Source organism: Streptomyces sp. JNUCC 64 (genome assembly GCF_054484115.1).
In genome coordinates this window covers 645,648-662,897 of record NZ_CM137015.1, presented here as the reverse complement: position 1 = coordinate 662,897, position 17,250 = coordinate 645,648, and the positions used below count along the sequence as shown (strand labels likewise).

9 protein-coding genes are annotated in these 17,250 nt (G+C 73.4%); 1 reads left to right on the top strand and 8 read right to left on the bottom strand.

Annotated elements, in window-relative coordinates; all coding sequences use genetic code 11:
* Position 1 precedes the first annotated feature (1 nt).
* The 4 genes from ACVWNX_RS02570 to ACVWNX_RS02555 all read right to left on the bottom strand — a co-directional run bounded on the left by ACVWNX_RS02570 (position 2) and on the right by ACVWNX_RS02555 (position 7,447).
* On the bottom strand, positions 2 to 1,357 hold the full coding sequence (locus ACVWNX_RS02570) for a class I SAM-dependent methyltransferase (RefSeq protein WP_454412205.1): 1,356 nt from the start codon (positions 1,355 to 1,357) through the stop codon (positions 2 to 4).
* Positions 1,354 to 4,365, bottom strand: a complete 3,012-nt coding sequence (locus ACVWNX_RS02565; RefSeq protein WP_454412204.1) for a condensation domain-containing protein — start codon at positions 4,363 to 4,365, stop codon at positions 1,354 to 1,356. The genes ACVWNX_RS02570 and ACVWNX_RS02565 overlap by 4 nt, the downstream gene beginning before the upstream one ends.
* A gap of 137 nt (positions 4,366 to 4,502) precedes the next feature.
* A complete protein-coding gene (locus tag ACVWNX_RS02560; RefSeq protein WP_454412203.1) occupies positions 4,503 to 6,635 on the bottom strand; it encodes a beta-ketoacyl synthase N-terminal-like domain-containing protein in 2,133 nt (710 codons plus the stop codon).
* Entirely contained in the window at positions 6,632 to 7,447 is an 816-nt protein-coding gene (locus tag ACVWNX_RS02555; RefSeq protein WP_454412202.1) for a thioesterase II family protein, read from the bottom strand. Before ACVWNX_RS02555 ends, ACVWNX_RS02560 begins: the two co-directional genes overlap by 4 nt.
* Positions 7,448 to 8,656: 1,209 nt before the next feature.
* Between ACVWNX_RS02555 and ACVWNX_RS02550 the strand changes: the two genes are divergently transcribed.
* Positions 8,657 to 9,601 (top strand): ParB/RepB/Spo0J family partition protein, encoded by a 945-nt coding sequence (locus ACVWNX_RS02550; RefSeq protein ID WP_454412201.1) that lies wholly within the window; start codon positions 8,657 to 8,659, stop codon positions 9,599 to 9,601.
* Between the two features lie 61 nt (positions 9,602 to 9,662).
* Here ACVWNX_RS02550 and ACVWNX_RS02545 read toward each other — a convergent pair whose 3' ends face one another.
* Genes ACVWNX_RS02545 through ACVWNX_RS02530 form a run of 4 tightly spaced genes read right to left on the bottom strand, consistent with a single transcriptional unit; the run spans position 9,663 to position 17,240 of the window.
* The gene (locus ACVWNX_RS02545; protein WP_454412200.1) at positions 9,663 to 10,760 is read right to left on the bottom strand and encodes a cytochrome P450 family protein; all 1,098 of its coding nucleotides are present in this window, start codon (positions 10,758 to 10,760) and stop codon (positions 9,663 to 9,665) included.
* Positions 10,748 to 12,046 (bottom strand): ACP S-malonyltransferase, encoded by a 1,299-nt coding sequence (locus ACVWNX_RS02540; RefSeq protein WP_454412199.1) that lies wholly within the window; start codon positions 12,044 to 12,046, stop codon positions 10,748 to 10,750. The genes ACVWNX_RS02545 and ACVWNX_RS02540 overlap by 13 nt, the downstream gene beginning before the upstream one ends.
* On the bottom strand, positions 12,043 to 15,930 hold the full coding sequence (locus tag ACVWNX_RS02535) for a beta-ketoacyl synthase N-terminal-like domain-containing protein (RefSeq protein ID WP_454412198.1): 3,888 nt from the start codon (positions 15,928 to 15,930) through the stop codon (positions 12,043 to 12,045). The genes ACVWNX_RS02540 and ACVWNX_RS02535 overlap by 4 nt, the downstream gene beginning before the upstream one ends.
* Entirely contained in the window at positions 15,927 to 17,240 is a 1,314-nt protein-coding gene (locus tag ACVWNX_RS02530) for an MFS transporter (RefSeq protein WP_454412197.1), read from the bottom strand. The genes ACVWNX_RS02535 and ACVWNX_RS02530 overlap by 4 nt, the downstream gene beginning before the upstream one ends.
* Positions 17,241 to 17,250: the final 10 nt, after the last annotated feature.

Below are 17,250 nucleotides of genomic sequence, written 5' to 3'. Positions count from 1 at the left end.
CTCATTCCTGTCCGGTGGCACCGGTGTCACAGACGAGTTGGATGTCCGGGAGCGGGCCGCCGGGCGGTGCCGCTCCCTCCGACGCTTCGCGCACATGCCTTCTCAGGGCCTCCACCAGCGGCCACGCCCGGCCGGGCGGCAGCGGGGGCTGATGTGCCGTCACGGTGCCTCCCCGGTGGGGGAGGGAGAGCCGGAAGTGGTCGTCGGCGGTGCCGACGGGGGCGGCCCACACCTCCAACGAGGCCGTTCCGCGCCCCGGTTCGCAGCCGACCCGCACCCGCCACCCGCGCCGGGTGCCCAGACCCCACAGCGACTCCGGGTCCGCGCAGCCCTCGGCGGGCCCCAGCCGCGCGTTGCGTACGCCCCGCCACACCGCGGGCCCGCCCCCCTCCGTGAGATGCCGGGCGACCGCCGCCAGGGGGCCGCCCGGACCGGTCCCCCGGGGAGGCCGCTCCGGGGGCGGGCAGCCGACGTGCAGCACGGCGTCGAACCGGTAGACGCTCATCTCGTTGCGGAAGATCCCCCGGCGGGGGGCCACCTCGACGGCCGTGACCCGGTCGAGGACCTCCGCGAACCGCCCGACGTGATCCGGCGACAGACTCAGTTCGAAGTCCCGCCGTTGGTGTCGTTCGAGGTCGAACGCGACCGTTCCGTCCTCCTGCCGCGCGCGGTAGTAGTGGGGGAGCGTCGTCGCGTCGCGGAGGTCGCCCAGGAAGACGTGTCCCCCGGGGGCCGTCACCGCGACGGCCCGGGAGACCACGTCCTCCAGATAGGCCGTGCCCGGGAAGTACTGGACGACCGAGTTCAGGACCACGGTGTCGTAACCGGGGCCGGGCGGGACCGGTAGGTCCTCGTGCGCGGCGTGCTGGTGGACCTCCACCCGGGTACCGGGTCCGGCCCGGTCGGCGATGCCCCGCAGCGCGTCGAGGGAGGCCCGCGCGAGATCGGTGGCCACGTACGTGCCGGGGCCGCCGCCGCGCAGCAGCCCGTCCATCACCAGTCCGGTCCCGGCGCCGATCTCCAGGACGGTGCGGGGGCGCAGCGCCCGCACGCGGTCCACGGTCGCCCCCACCCACTCCCGCATCTGTTCTCCGGGGACCTCCGCCCCGGTGAGGCCGTCGATCCAGCCGACGAGCCGTGGATCGGGGTCCTCGGAGCCGGATCCCCGGCCGGACGCCACCGGCGTTCCGTACAGGTCCTCGAACAGGTACGACCAGCCGTCGACCGTCTCGTCCGCCCCGACCGCGGGTACCACCGCGATCCTGTCCCCCGGCCCCGGCAGCGGCCGGGCCGAGGAGACCCGGGGGTGGGACTCCAGGAGGGCGGCCCATGCCAGGGCCCGCTCCGCCCGGGTCATCGCGCGGCCTCCTCGTACGCGTCGGTCTCGTCGGCGAGCCGCTCGAAGTAGGACCGCATCGCGGCGAGCAGTTCCCTGATCCGGTCGTCCGGATACCGGTTCGCGCTGTAGGTGACGGAGAACGACAGCCGTCCGTCCGAGAGCATCGCGCCGATCTCCAGCTCGTGCGGGCGGGTGCGGTGCGGCGCCCGGTCGTGTTCGGGGAACCCCGCGAACCGCAGGACGCCGCCGTTCCGTTCGCCGCCCCCGACCGAGCCCAGGTACGTCACCCCCACCGGGTTGCGGTGCCGGGGCAGCGGTTCGTCCGAGACGAAGGCGAGCAGCCCGTGGCCCAGACCTCCGGTGGGAACGTCGCGCAGGGCGCGCCGGGCGTCGTCGAGTTCGTGGCGCGCGCTTCGCCCCGGTGCGGGCAGCGCCAGGGGGAACAGCGAGGCGAACCAGCCGATCGTCCGGGAGAGGTCGACCGAGTCGACGACGTCCTCACGGCCGTGTGTCTCGAAGTCGATCAGCAGGGGGCCGGGGTCCGTCACGGGCCGCAGTCCGGCGGCTGCCCCGGCGAGTACCACCGCGGTCAGCGACGCCCCGGTCGACGCGGTGACCCGGGAACGCAGGGCGCGGGTGGTCGTCTCGTCCAGGGAATCCGCCAGGGTGCGCTGCGAGGCGACGTCGTTGCGGCCGTCGGGGTGGTCGACCCGGAGCGCGGACGCCGCCGTCGCGGTGACCCGGCGCCAGTACTCGCGTTGGCCGAGCACCTCGGGGGAGGCGGCGAAGTCCCGCAGGGCCTCCCCCCAGTCGCGGTAGGTCGAGGGCTGGGGAAGGAGGACGATCTCCTCGCCGCGGTCGAGCTGCCCGCACGCCGTGGTGATGTCGTCGACGAGGATGCTCATGGAGGCGGGCTCCATGACGAGGTGGTGGGCCGTCAGGAGGAGGGTGCGCTCGCCGCCGGGCAGGGTGAACGCGGCACAGACGACCAGGGGCCCGCCGCTGTCGAGGGCGATGGCCGACTGGCAGGTGCGCACGGCGCGGTCGAGGGCGGCCCGCGCCCGGCCCGGTGCCAGGTGCGAGAAGTCGAAGCGCCGCATCGCGTCGCCCTTGGGCGCCTCGCCGTAGGATTGGGTCCATTCGCCCGAGGGCGACCGGGTGAAGCGGAGGCGGAAGGCGTCGTGGTGGGCGAGCGCCGCGTCGACGGCCGCGCCCAGCCGCTCGTCGTCGACGCCGGGGGCGATGTCGAAGAGATTGCTGTAGTTGTAGTGGCCCGCCCCGGGGTCGGGCCCCGTCAGGAACCACGACTGGACGGGCAGCAGCGGCACCGGTCCTGCCATCCGGTCGTCCTGGGCCGTCGTGGAGGAGGCGCTCGTGCCGGGCGCGAGGGGGGAGCCGGCGGTCAGCAGCGCCGCGAGGTCGGCCACGGTCTGTCCCAGGAACATGTGACGGGGCCGCATGGGATAGCCCGCCTGCCGGGCGGCTGCCACCACCCGCAGTCCCAGCAGGGAGTCCCCGCCGATGTCGAAGAAGTTCTGGTCCGGGGTGAGCGCGTCCAGCCCGAGGGTTTCCCGCCAGATGGCGAGCAGGGTGGTCACGGCCCGGTCCCACTCCCCGGTCGGCGCGTGCGGGGGGAGCGCGGGACGTTCCGGCCCGGCGGTTCCGGGAACGGCGGCGGGGGAGCGGACGGGGCTGGTCAGCGGGACGGCGTCGACCGGTCGGTCCGGATCATCCGCCAGGGCCCGCAGGACCGCGATCAAGTCCTGTGCGAAGCCCTCCCCCCACGGCGCGTCCCACAGGTCGGCGGAGAAGTCCACGACGCAGGCGAGCCGGTCGCCCTCCTGGTGGAACGAGGTGGTGACGTCGAGCGCGCTGCCCTCGGCGCCGGAGTCGAGGGTCCGTACTTCGACGCCCTCGGCCGTGAAGTCGGGGCCCGGCGGCTGGAGGGACACCGCGTGCTGGAAGAGGGGGTGGTGGGAGAGGCTCCGGGTGGGCGTCACGAGTTCCACGACCCGCTCGAACGGCAGCCGGTCGTGCCGGTAGACGCCCAGGGCCCGGCGGCGCACCCGTGACACCAACTCGGTGAAGGTGATCCCTGGCTCGTAGTCGGACCGGTACACGAGTTCGTTGACCAGGGAACCGATCATGGGGTGCGTCACGGGGTCGTGCCGCCCGGACGCCGCCCCGCCCACGCAGAAGTCGGCCTGTCCGCCCAGACGTGCCAGCACCACCTGGTAGGCGCTCAGGAGCAGCATGTACGGGGTCGCCCGCGACGCGCGGGAGCGGCGCTCCAGCGCCGCGGTCAGCGCCGCGTCCAGATGGGTCCAGACCCGGTGGGCGCGCCCGCTCAGGGCCGGGGGCCGGGGGCGGTCGGTGACCAGGGAGAGGTTCCGGGGCGTCGGGGTCAGGGTGTCCTTCCAGAAGTCCCGCCCGGCCCGCAGCGCGGCCGGGTCGGCGGTGCGCGCCTCCATGGCCGCGTACGCGCCGTACGGGACGGCGAGGCGTTCGACCGGTGTCCGCGAGCCGTTCCGGTGGCGTCGGTAGCCCTCGGTCAGCTCCCGGAGGAGCACCGCGCACGACCATCCGTCGAAGACGATGTGGTGGAAGCCGAGCAGGAGGAGGAAGTCCTCCTCGCCCCGCCGCACCAGCAGAGCGCGCATCAGGGAGTCGGCGAAGTCGAAGGGGGCGTTCGCCTCCCGTTCGACGGCCTCGGCCACCCGGTGGTCGCGTTCGGCCGCCGGTAGCCCCCGCAGGTCCAGCCGGCGCAGCTCCGGCCCCTGCTCCCGGACGATCTGGACGGGACGCTGGTCGCGCACCTCGATGACGGAGCGCAGCACCTCATGGCGCTCCACGATGTCCGCGAGCGCCCCGCGGAGGGCGTCGGCGTCCACGGGGCCCCGCAGTTCCAGGTGCACGGGGAAGACGTACATGGCCGCGCCCGTGTCCAGCTGGTGCAGGAAGAAGAGACGTTCCTGGGCGCTGGTCAACGGATGGGCGAGGGCCGCCGTGGGGACGGGGTTCGGCATGGGTGTCCTCTGGGGGTCGCGGAGGGGAACGGGTCGCTGAGCGGTGCGGGCCGGCGCCGGTCGTGTTCCCGGGCGGGAGCGGCCTGGCAGTTACCGGCGGGCGGGCCGGACCGGGCGGGCGTCCGGGACCGCCCGAGTCACTCTCCGGAGGGCGTGCGCCGGTGGGACGAGTCGACGAGTGCGGCGAGTTCCCCGAAGTCCTCGGCGCCCAGCAGGTCGCTCACGTCGAGGCGCCAGGCGTGGTCACGTGAGAGGACGGCCTGGATCCGCAGTGCCGACAGCGAGGAACCGCCCAGCCCGACGAACGAGTCGCCCTCCGCCACCTCCTCGTACCCGAGGGCGTCGGCGACCACCCCGAGCAGGGTGGCGAGGGCGTCGCCCGAAGGGCGCGGCCGGCGCTCGTCCGGCCCCTCGTGGAACCAGAACGACTCCTCGTCGAAGGGGTACGGCGGGAGGTCGGCTGGACGGGGACGCGGACCGTCGGCGAAGAAGCGCCGCCAGGGGACGTCCGCCCCGTCCGCCCCGTCGACGTACCGCTGTGCCGTCGTCTCCTCGGGAGGGAGGCCGTCGGCGGGTGCCCCGGGGACGGAGCGGACCCGTGGCACGTCCCGCCAGCTCTCGGGATCGGTGGCGGCCAGCGTCCGGCAGGTCTCGGCGAACTGGGCGGGGTCCCGCGCGAGGACCGCCACCCGGGGGCCCCGGTGGTGCTCGCGGTCGTGCCACAGGCTGAAGGCGGTCTCGTGGAGCGGGGCGTCGCCCCCGGTCCGGGCGTGCGCGGCGAGCAGCGCGCGCAGCGCGGTGGGCGTCCGCGCCGAGAGGGGGAGGACCAGGGGGTGGTGCGCGGGGCTCCCCTGCGCGGCGGCGGACGTCTCCCGGTGGGGCGCCTCCTCCAGCACGACATGGGCGTTGGTGCCGTTGAACCCGAAGCAGCTGACCCCGGCGAGCAGCGGACGGGCCCCGTCCCGGCCCGGGCGCAGGTCCCACGGGCCGGTCGGTACGAACAGCGGGGAGTCCAGGAAGTCGATGTGGCGGTTGGGCTCCCGGAGGTTGACGGTCGGCGGCACCATGCCGTGCTCCAGCACCAGCAGGGCCTTCACCAGGCCGGAGAGCCCGGCGACCCCGTCGACGAGGTGTCCGATGTTGCCCTTGACGGATCCGGCGGCGATGAACTGGCGCCGGTCGGTGTGGCTCCGTACCGCGTCGGTGATCCCTCGCACCTCGATGGGATCGCCGAGCGAGGTGCCCGTCCCGTGCGTCTCCAGGTACGCGAGAGCCTCCGGGGTGATCCCGGCGCGCCGCCAGGCGTCGAGGAGGAGCTCGGTGTGGGCCGTGGGGTTGGGGGCGGTCAACATGGCCGACGCCCCGTCGTTGTTGAGGGCCGAGGCGCGGATCACCGCCCGGACCCGGTCACCGTCGAGCAGGGCCCGCTCCAGCGGTTTGAGGAACACGGCCACCACGCCCTCGCCCCGGCCGATACCCGTTCCGTTCTGGTCGAACGGACGGCAGCGGTGGTCGTCTGAGGTGATGCCCGCGGCGTCCATCGGACGGTTCGCCGAGGCGATCGGGAGCGGGAAGAGGTTGACGCCGCCGACGAGGGCGGTGTCGCAGTCGCCGTTGCGCAGCCCGAGGAGCGCCTCGTGGAGCACGACGAGGGAGGAGGCGCAGGTCGCGCTGGAGACGAAGGCCGGGCCGTGCAGGTCGAGGAGGAAGGACAGCCGGGACGCCGCGAAGGAGGGGACCACTCCGGGTACGGCGGACGGCGTCATCTCCACCACGTCGCCGGAGTAGTCGCCCGCGGCGGCGGAGACGTAGACCCCGGCCCGGGTCCCGCGGACCCGGCCGGTCTGTCCGGCGTCCTCCAGACAGTGGTAGGCGGTCTGGAGGAAGCGTCGTTGCTGTGGGTCCATGGCCCGGGCGTCGGCCGGGGTGACCCCGAAGAACCGGGCGTCGAACCGGTCCACGTCCTCCAGCCAGGCGGCGGTGAGGAACTCCGGTTCCGTCCCCGGATCCGGGGCCACGGGTGCGCACAGCTGACGCCGCCGTGGCGGCGCGCTCTCCACGCGGTCCTCCCCGGCCATGAGGACGTCCCAGAACCGCGCGTACGTGGGGGCGCCGGGGAGCTGCGCCGCCACGCCGGTGATCGCGACGTGTCCCGACCGCTCGGCGCTCCGGCCCGGGGCGCCGAGCGCGGCGACGAGGTCCCGGGCGGTTTCGCGGTCGATGTGTCCGCGGGCGAGGAGTCCCATGATCGTTGTCGTCGGCTGCGTCACGTCCGGGCCTCCTGGCCGTGTGGGGGAGCGGGATGCGGGAGCGGACCGGCCATCAGATGGCGCAGCGCGACCCGGGCCTCGGGCCGTTCGGTGAGGTAGAAGTGCCCGCCGGGGAAGGGGCGTTCCGGTACCGGTCGGCCGGTCGACCGGGCCCACACCTCCGGTTCGTCGGGCGCGGTGAAGGGATCCTCCCGTCCGGCCCAGAACTCGTACTCCGGTCCGGGCGGTGGGTCGGCGGGGTCGGGGCGGTAGGAGTCCAGCAGGAGCAGGTCGTCGCCGAAGACCGTGATCACGTCGTCCAGGAGCTCCGGGGTGGAGAGGACCTCGGAGGGGGTGCCGCCGTAACCGGTCAGCAGGGCGGTCAGTTTCTCGCGGCTCCGCCGGGGCGCGGGTGACGGCAGCGCGGCGGCTTCGGCGGCGGCCCGGCCGGGGGAGATGGCACTCGACACGATCACCTTCCTCACCCAGGCCCGCCGTCCGGGCGTCAGCACGCGCAGCACGGCGTCGCACAGCAGTCCCCCCAGGCTGTGCCCGAAGAACACCGAGGGGCGGTCCAGGAGGGGCGCCACGTACCGGGCGAGGGAGGCGCGGGCCTCCTCGAAGGAGGCGGTGCGCGGTTCGTCCTCGCGCGTGCCCCGGCCCGGCAGGTCGAACAGCAGGCCCTCGGCGCGTGGGGGGAGCCCGGACGCGAGGGGCAGGAGCGACAGGGCCGAGCCCCCGGCGTGCGGGAAGAAGAAGACGCGTGTTCCGGCCGTGTCCGAGCCGACCGAGAGGTGTCCGTCGTGTACCGCCACCCGTGAGTTCGGGCTCACCGGCATCGCTCCTCGCATGCTGATCGTGGTGGGGGCCCCGGTGGCGCGGGCCACGCGGCGGGGAGGCCGGGCGGCGGGCGCCGCCCGCCGTCTCCGTGCCGCCGGGACGCTTCCGTTCCTGTTCGCGTTCTCCGCCGCATTTCCGCGTGGGGTCCGGAGTTTCCTCCGATGCATTCCCTGGCTGTAGTCGCGGTCATGGGCACTTCCGCAGGTGAACTCATTAACATGTACCCGACCGGTGGGGCGTGCGCAAGAGGCGCTGGTTGCACGCCCCTATGCGTGCCGCTGATTCCCGCTGGCGTCGAACCGTGATTCCGGTCGATGTCGGCGGGGCGGGAATTCGCTTGTGTGCGGCCTTCTTTCGCGGCCTCCGCAGGCAGGCCGTGCTCGGGTTCCATGTCATACGGGCAGGATGGGGCGCGTACGTTCCATGTGCTTCTCGGGCAAGTGTTTGGCCGGGATGATTGGAAGTGACTTCGAGGGGGAACCCTCCCTGGCCGGTCGCCCGGGGGCAGTTGAGCGGAGAGGGAATTCATCCCGGCATCGTGACGGTGCTGGGAAAGTTGGGCATACTCTTGATCGCCAACAGAACGAGTCATGACCTGCCCGTGCGTTGTTGGCCGGGCTGGCCCAGAAGTCGATGGAAACGCAGGTGTGCGAAGGGTGTGAGCAGGGGAAACCGGTGTTGTTCGACAGCCCTGACCATGCTTGCGAAGCTGGTGTCAGTCGTCTCGCCGCGTTCCCGCCGCCGAGACCCGGCGTATGCCGAATGACGATGAAGGAACACGGAAGAACATGAACGGGGGCTTTGGTTGTCGATGTCTTCGAAGCGTACCGGAAGGTCTCGGTACGCCCGTGCGCAAGCAGGCGGGAAGTTATTGGCGGTAATACGCCAGAACCTCGATCGCGCCGCATAGGTCAGTTTTCCGTGTCAGGTCCGGGGTCGTCGATCCCCTGGGTTGACACGGTAATCGCCACTCGCGAACCCGCGTTGAACGGCGGAAACCCAAGCGGTTGCTTCTCTGATCTTGAGCTCCATGCAAGGTGACCATCCAGGCAGAGCCAAAGGTTGAATGCGCTGTGATTGAGATGACGAAGTCCGCAGATCGGTCCGACGAAGGCTCGGATTACCTGATAGAGCTTCGGGACCGGGGACTGCGCGACCTACCGGTCAGCCTCGTTCCCCTCGAACGGATTTCCGTGACGTACATGCCGCGACTGACCGGCGAGGACGAGGAGTACGCCCGCCAACTCGCCCTGTCGGAGGCGGACCTCCCCCCGATCCTCGTCCATGGACCGACCATGAACGTGGTGGACGGGGTTCACCGGCTCCGCGCCGCCCGGCTGCGGGGGCACCACCGCGTCGCCGTCAGGTTCTTCGAGGGCAGCGAACAGGACGCGGCCCACCTCGCCATCGCGCTGAACGTGGCCCAGGGCAGACCGCTGTCACCGGACGACCGGGCGGCGGCCGCCGTCCGCGTCCTCACCGACCGCCCGGAGTGGTCGGACCGTGCCGTCGCCGCCGTGGTGGGGCTGTCGCCCGTCAAGGTCGCGCAGGTCCGCCAAGACGTCGCGGAGAGCCGGACGGTCCGGTTCCGCGTCGGCAGGGACGGGCGGGCCCGGCCGGTCAACGCCGCCAGCGGCCGCGAGCGGGCCAGCGAACTGATCCGGCTCAATCCGCACGCCTCGCTGCGCCAGGTGGCGAAGGAAGCGGGTATCGCCCCCGCGACCGTGGCCGACGTGCGCGACCGGATGCGCCGAGGTGAGGATCCCGTCCCCGCCCGGTTGCGGCCGCTGCCGGGATCCGCGCCGGAGCCGCCCCCACCGACCTCGGAGGAGCACGACGGCTTCCCTTCCCACCCCGGGAGCCTGGCCGGTCCCCCCACCGAGGTCTTCTCCCCGGCCGCGCTCCGGGGCATCGTCCACTCGCTGCACCGTGACCCCTCCCTCCGGCTGAGCGCGTCGGGCCGCAACATGCTCCGCCTCTTCGGGATCTGCGGACTCATCGCGGAGGACCGGACCTGGCTCACCGACCACGCGCCTCCCCACTGTATGGAGAAGATCACCAAACTGGCGGACGGGTACGCCGAGGCGTGGCGTCTGCTCGCCGAGGAACTGCGCTCGGAGGAGAAGCGCCAGCGCCGGGTGTCATAGACGACGTGGACGGGCCGGTGCGTCCGTCCTCCGTGAGGGGACGAGGGCACCGGCCCGCCGGTCAGGCCCCCAGGTCGAGCCGGAGGCTCTCCCGGCGCGCGTAGGTGGAATTGCGGTTCCACCGGGGCCGGGGCCCGATGGCCCGCGCCGCGGGGAAGCGGGCGCAGAACCGGGTCAGCAGGACGGCCGACTCCGCGCGCGACAGCGCGGCTCCCAGACAGTAGTGCGCCCCGTACCCGAAGGCGTGCGTCCGCACGCCCTCGGGGGCCGAAGGGTGCGGATCGGCGATGACGTCCCGGCCGTTGAGCGAGAGCAGCACCAGGTCACCGGCCGCCACCCGTCGACCCCGTAGTTCGAGGTCGGCGTCGGCGACGCGCGCGACATGGCTGAGCGGAGGGTTGCCGCGCAGGACCTCCTCGGTGACGGCCCGCGCCGCCGGAGCCCCTCCGGCCCGCACCGCGGCGGCGGCCCCGGGACGGGTCACCACGTGGTGGAGCACGTTGCCCAACAGCGAGGCCGTGGTCTCCAGCCCGCCGAAGAGCATCATCGAAGCGGTCGCCAGCCGGTACCTCTCGTCCGTCATCCGGTCCCAGAACCCCTCGTCCGCCCCGTCACCCGCGGCGCCGAGTTCACCGAGCATCTCGGTCAGGGCCCGTCCGGCCGCGTCCGCCGCGTCCCGGCGGTACACGCCGTCGAGGAAGACGGAGATCGCCCGGGTCCAGCGGTAGAGCGTCCCGGTGTCCACCTCCGTCAGTCGCAGCAACCGGCCCATCACCCGCGCCGGAACCAGATCCGTGACCAGGCTGACGGCGTCCGGTTCAGCGCTCCCCGCCAACCCGTCCAGGGCCTCGTCCACGATCCGGATGAGCACCGGTTCCAGGGCCCGCACCCGGCTCGGGGAGAACAACGGGCCGAGCTGTTCGCGCAACCGGGCGTGGTCGGTGCCGTCGAGCTGGACCAGCCAGCGGGTCAGGACCGACTCCAGCAGACCGCTGCGCTCCCTCGCCGCCTCGCTCATGTAGAGGTCCAGACAGCGTGTCAGACTGGCTGACGACAAACGCGGTTCGCCCAGTGCCTCGCGCACCGCCGCCGGGTCGGTCACCACCCAGCACCCGAGGCCGCTGTAGCGCACCACCTCCGCCTCCCCTACAGCAGGCACGTCAGCACCTCCTCCCGTGTCCCGGTGGCCCCGGCCAGGCCGTCCACCAGGCTCTTGCGCAGTGCCTCGTCCACGCCCTTGGCCTCCAGCGCCGAGAGGATCCGCCGGGCCGCCCCTGCCACCACGGCCGCTTCGACCGTCCCCGGACCGTCCGTCGGCACGGCACGCACCTCGTCCAGCGACCGTGCCAACTCCTCGTACGGCGCGCGGACGAACTCCGTGAACTCCGCCTGGGAACGGTGACGGGGGGACGGCGTGCCCACGGCCAGCCGGAGGCATCCGGTGAGGAACGACTCCGCGGTGCGGCGGTCGACCCGCGCGCCCGTCGTCCGGCGTGCCCCGGAGGTGAGGAACCCGCCCGCCGCGGCCACCGCGGCCGCGGTGCCGCAGACGAGGACCGGGATCCGGGGCCACGCCTCCCGGGTCAGATCGCGTAGTACCGTCTTGGGCCCCAGCTCCACCACGACCTCGACCGCGTGCTCGCGCAGCCCGTCCAGCGTCTTCGGCCAGGACACGCAGCCCGTCAGCTGCCCCACGAGGCGGGTAGCGGCCTCGTCGCCGGTGCGGTACGCGACGCCGTCGAGGGAGGAGACGACCGGTACCGTCCCGTCTCCGGGAGCCGCCTCCCGCACCGCCGCCGCGTAGTCGGCCGTCACGGGTTCCATCAGGGGGCTGTGCGGAGCCACGGCCACGTCCAGTTCGCGCACCACGGCACTCCGTTCCACCAGGAGCCGGCCCGCCGCGGCCAGAGCCGGCCGGTGTCCGCTGATGACCGTCTGTTCGGACGAGTTGACGTTCGCCAGGGTGACGACGTGACCGGGCCGGGACACCGTCGCGCAGACCCGGCGCACCTCGTCGGGCGCCGGCCCGAAGACGACACGCATCCCACCGGCCTCGGCCCCCGCCATGAGCCGGGCCCGCCGTGCCACCAGAGAGACGGCCCGCTCCAGGTCCAGAACCCCCGCGCACACGAGGGCGGAGATCTCCCCGAGGCTGTGCCCGGCCACCGCGACGACCCGGCTGAGGGCGCCGGGCACCTCGTCCAACGCCCGCCAGGACGCCAGGGCGTGCGTCAGGACCGCCGGCTGGACGACCGTGGGGTCGGAGAGTTCGCCGTGCTCGTCGAGGCAGGCCCGCAGGAGGTCGTAGCCGAGGACGCCGGAGGCCCGCTCGTAGACGTTGCGCGCGGCGGCCGACGCCGCCACCAGATCCTGTCCCATCCCCGCGGTCTGGGAGCCCTGGCCGGGGAAGACCAACGCGGTACGGGGGGAGTGGTCAGTGGTCACGGTCGGGCCGTCCTCTCGTCCAGGAGCCGGGCGGCGTCGTCGGGGGAGAGCGATCCGCCCTCCACCGCGTCGAGGATCGCCTCGACCGAGCCGGTGTCCGGCCCGTCGTCCGGGCCGCGGGGCGCGGTCCGCTCCACCAGCGAGCGCAGCTGGGCGTCCAGGGTCGGATTGCCGTAGAGGTCCGTCACCTCGAAGTCGAGGCCGGGGAGTTCCTCGCGGATGAGCCGGACGAACCGCAGGGCGCTCAGGGAGGTGCCGCCCGACGAGAAGAAGCCCGCCGATCCGTCCGGAGCCGGAGCGCCGAGGGTCCTGCGCCACACCGAGTCGAGGGCTTCGCGGAGCCGTGCGGCGTCGGGACGGTCGGTTCCGGCCGTGTCCCGGACCCCTTCGGCGGGAGGGTCACCGCGTAGTTCCAGCGCGGCCCGGGCCTCGTCGAGCACCCCGGGGCCGAACGGGATGCGCAGGACCGGCCGCAGATAGCCGACCTCGGCCAGGTCCAGCCGGACCACCATGTCGAGGGCGTGGCCGTTGCGGAGGAACCGGTCCAGCGCGGCACGGAAGTCGGTGGAGTCGATGGGCGGGATGGGACTCCTGGTGTCGTAGGCGCCGCTCTCGTCCAGCACCAGGGTGAGGTTCATGGTGTGGGTCGGGACGCCCCCGTCGGTGAACAGCGGTCCGACGGCGTCCAGATACTGGTTGACGGCGCAGCACTCGCTGGCGCCCTTGGTGCCGGAGAGCGAGGAGATGGAGGAGACGAGGACCAGGAAGTCGGGCCGGTCCGCGCGCAGTTCCCGATGCAGCAGCCACGCGCCGCGCACCCGGTTGGCGAGCCCGGCCCGGAACCGGTCGAGGTCCAGCTCCTCGACCCACTGGTGGAAGAGCTGCTTCGTCAGCATGAAGGCGCCGTGCACGGGACCGGCGTCACGGCGGATGCCGTCGAACGCCTCCCGCACGGCGTCGGCGTCCGTGATGTCGCAGCGCACCGACACCACCCGGGTGCCGTTGGCCTCGATCCGCGCGCGCCACTCCCGCTGGTAGGACCGGTGCCGGGCGGCGTCGGCTGCGGCCGGGCCGCCACCGGAGTCCTCGTCGGCCAGCCCGTTCCTGGACAGCAGGACGACCGTGCCCGCCCCGCGTTCGCTCAGCTGGTGGCCGATCTGCATGCCCAGGTACCCGGTGCCGCCCGCGAGGACGTAGGTGCCCCCCGGCCGAACGGCGATCTCCCGCCCCTCCTCGGTCCGCTGGCGCTCGACCACCTTCGTGTAGCGCCTGCCGTTCCGGTAGGCGACCAGCGGCAGCCGGGTCGCGGCGGACGCGGTGAGCTCATCGGCCAGGTGCCCGGCTACGTCGTCGGGGGTCCCGGTCAGGTCGTGGTCGACGGCCAGGTCCGTGACGGCGGGGAACTCCTGGGAGAAGACCCGGGCGAAGCCGAACGAGGTGACCCGTGCCGGGACCACCGCCTCCCCCGGGAGCACCCGTTCCGTGTGACTGCTGACCACCGCGAGCCGCAGCGGTCCGGGCACCTTCCGCCGGATCAGGCTCCGCGCCAGCTGGAACAGGGAGTGCGCGCCCTCCTCCTGCGCCCGGTCGAGCCCCTCGGGGCTCTCCATGGTGTCGTCCACCGGAGTGCAGGTCGTCGCGTGGACGATGCCCGCCAGCCCGGCCGGGTCCAGCCGGTGCCACAGCCGGTCCAGGTGCTCGGGGGTGAACGCGGGCAGCACGTGGTCCGCGTCCGTGCCGCCCCCGGACGCGCTGTCCGGGGAACCGACGTGGACCAGTTCGGCCCGCAGCCCCCGGTCCCGCAGCCGGTCCGCGAGCCGGGCGACCGCACGCTGCCCGGGCCGGGCGAACAACACCCAGGCCGCACCGGTCCCCACCGCTTCGCCGTCCGGCTCGGCCGCCGGCCGTTCGACCCAGTCGATGTCGAAGAACAGCTCGCCGACGTCCCGGCGGACGCCGCTGCCCCCGGCGGGCCAGACGCGTTGGTCGGTGGGAGGAGCCGTGGGCATGGTCAGTGCCCGGGCCTCCGGGACGTGGGACCCGATGTCCGGGGCGTCGAGCCCGGAGACGAACGCGGTGACCAGCTTCCGCAGCGCGGGAGGCACCGACGGCGTGAACCGCGGCGGCTCCACCGGGCCGGGCGGGGACTCCCCGGGCTCGTCCGCGAGGAAGACGCCCTGCGCGCCCAGGTCCTCGGGCATGCGCTCGAAGGTGCGCACCTGTAGCAGCCGCCCGAGCTTGTCGGCCAGGTCGCGGGTCGAATCGGCGAGGACGCAGATCCGCGCCGGGCCCGGGGAGCGCCGGACGCCCAGGGTGTGGGCGATGTCGGCGAGGTCCGCCGACGGGTGGGACTCCAGCCAGCCGGCCACGGCGGCCGTGTGCTCCCAGACCGCGCGGCGGGAACCGGCCGAGAGCAGCACCGGCAGCGTCCGCCCCGGCAGCGGGGCCGGGGGGCCGGGCCGGGGGGCCTCCTCCACGACCACGTGCACGTTCGTACCGCTGATGCCGAAGGAACTCACCCCGGCCCGGCGCGGCTCGCCGTCCACGGGTTGCGGCCAGGGCGCGCCGTGCGGGCTGACCACGAACGGGGTGTCCGCGAAGCCGATCGCGGGGTTGGGTTCCTCCAGCCAGGCCAGTCCCGGGAACGCGCCCCGCTCCAGGCAGAGGACGGCCTGCGCGAGGCCCGCGATGCCCGCCGCGTCGCCGAGGTGGCCGAAGTTGGTCTTGATGGAGCCGATGCGGCAGAAGCCCGTCCGGTCGGTGTCCTCCCGGAAGGCCCGGGTCAGCGCGTCGACCTCGACGACGTCGCCCAGTTTGGTCCCGGTCCCGTGCGCCTCGACGTAGCCGATGCGGTCCGCCCCGACCCCCGCCTCCCGGAGGGCCGCGCGGATCACCGCCGCCTGGGCCTCGGGATTGGGCGCCTGCATGCCGTTGGAGGCGCCGTCGCTGCTCATGGCGACGCCGGAGACGACGGCCCGCACCGGGTCCCGGTCGGCCACCGCCTCGTCGAGCCGTCTGAGCACCATCGCGACGACGCCCTCACCGTAGACGATGCCGTCCGCGGCGGCGTCGAACGCGGCACAACGGTTGCGCGGACTCTGCAGGACGTGGTCGGGCGCGTCGCTCCAGTAGGGGAAGAGACGCAGACTCACCCCCGCCACCACCGCCCGGTCGCACTCGCCGCGCTCCAGAGCCCGCTTGGCCAGGTGCACCGCGCTGAGCGAGGACGAACACGTGGTGTTGACGGTCAGCACCGGTCCGCGCAGATCGTTCCGATAGGCCAGCTGGTAGGCGAGGTTCGCGGGGATGTTGTTGATGAAGGCGCGTTCGTCGGGAGAGTCGTACAGCCGCAGGTACTCCATCGGGGGCTCGGGGGTGTAGCCGACGAAGACACCGGTCCGGGAGCCGCGCAGCCCGGCTACCGGGTGCCCGGCCGCCTCCAGCGCCTCGTGGGCCACCTGGAGGAAGAGGCGTTCCGCGGGTCCCAGGAACTCGGCCTCGTACGGGTCCAGTCCGAAGGCTCCGGGGTCGAACCGGTCGATGTCCTCCAGCCACGAACCCCAGGAACGGGGATCGTCCTCCGGCGCGGACCGCGCTTGCCCGTAGGCGTGCGCCAGGTCCGCGGAGACCCCCGCGACCAGGTCGAAGCGGTCCGGGGGGAAGGGACGCACGGCGTTGTGGCGCGCCAGCAGCAGCCGCCACAGCTCGTCCGGCGTCCGGGCCCCCGGTAGTCGGCAGGCCATCGAGGTCACGGCGACGGGGACGCCCGTCGGGCCCCGTCGCACCGACCGCAGCAGGGGCACGGCGTCCTCCGCCCCCAGCCGTCCCGAGGCGACCAGCGACAGGACGTGCGCGGCGAGCGGGCTGCTTTCCGTGGTGCTCACTTGTCCACCTCCGAGGCGGTCCGGTCCTCCACCGTGGGGGGAGCCGACGAGGGCGGCCCCGCCGGACGCCGTGACACGGCGTGCGCCAGCAGGGCGACGGCGGGGGCGAGGGCCGCCGCCGCCGTCGCGAGCGCGGCCCGCAGGGACACCGCGGAACCGACGTATCCGACGGCCGGGCCGCCGGCGAACTGTCCCGCCGAGTCGAACATGTCCTTGGCCGACAGCATCGTGGCCCGGGCGCGCTCCTCGGTGCGTTCGACCAGCCAGGCGTTGAGGAGCGGCGCGTACGCCGGCCGCAGCGCCATGGCGGCCCAGTACGCGGCCACGGCCAGCAGGAACTGCCCGGACAGCGCCAGGACGAGGGTCGTCCCCATCAGGAGCAGCACCAGGACGCACAGCATCCGGAGCGTGTCGCGCGGCACGGCCGTGTCGCCCACGTACTTCCCCACCACGTGGGTGGCACCCAGCCCGAGCAGCGTGGAGCCGAAGGCCAGCACGCTGAACCAGGTCACGGTGTTCATGCCCAGGAGGTCGGGGAAGGGCAGGTTCTCCAGGAAGTGCGCCCCCCACAGCCGGTCCAGACTCTCGTGCCAGACCCCGATGACCATCACCACGACGAGGACGGTGAGGACCGCGGGGCCGGTGCGGACGAGCCGGACGACGGAACGCAGGCTCCCGGCGGCCTCGCGCAGGACGCCTCCCGTCGGTGTGGCCCCCTCCTCGGGCGCGTCGGCCGGGGCCCGGCGCTTCTCCGGCATGGTCAGGAAGAGCGCCACGGAGAGCGCCACCAGGGCCCCGCCCGCGTACAGCAGGGGGAGGTGGTGGCCGAGGGTGGCGAGACCCGCGCTCAGCACGGTGCCCAGCAGCGTACCGACGAGCCCCGCCTGTGACCCGCGCAGATAGACCCGGGTCAGGTCCCGGTCCCCGGCCTCGTCGGCGACCCACGCCTCCTGGGCGCCGGTGACCAAGGCGAAGCCCAGCGCGCACACCACCTGGGCGGCGGCGATGCCCAGGAAGAACGGCAGCACGCCCTCCATCAGGAACGAGCCGCCCAGCAGGGCGACGCCGAGCACGACGGACAACCGTCGGCTGACGGCGTCCGCGAGTACTCCGGTGGGTAGTTGGAGGACGAAGTAGGCCGTTTCCAGAATGGTCCCGAGAAGCATCAGGTCGAGCGGGCTGAGGTGGGCGTCCTCGACCCGGTAGACGACGACGGTCGCGAACACCATGCCCAAGCAGGCGCCGATTCCGAACTCCATGAGGAGGTAGAGGCGGTAGGCCCCACATCGTGAGCGGAGTTGGTCCAGCAACAGGTCCTCC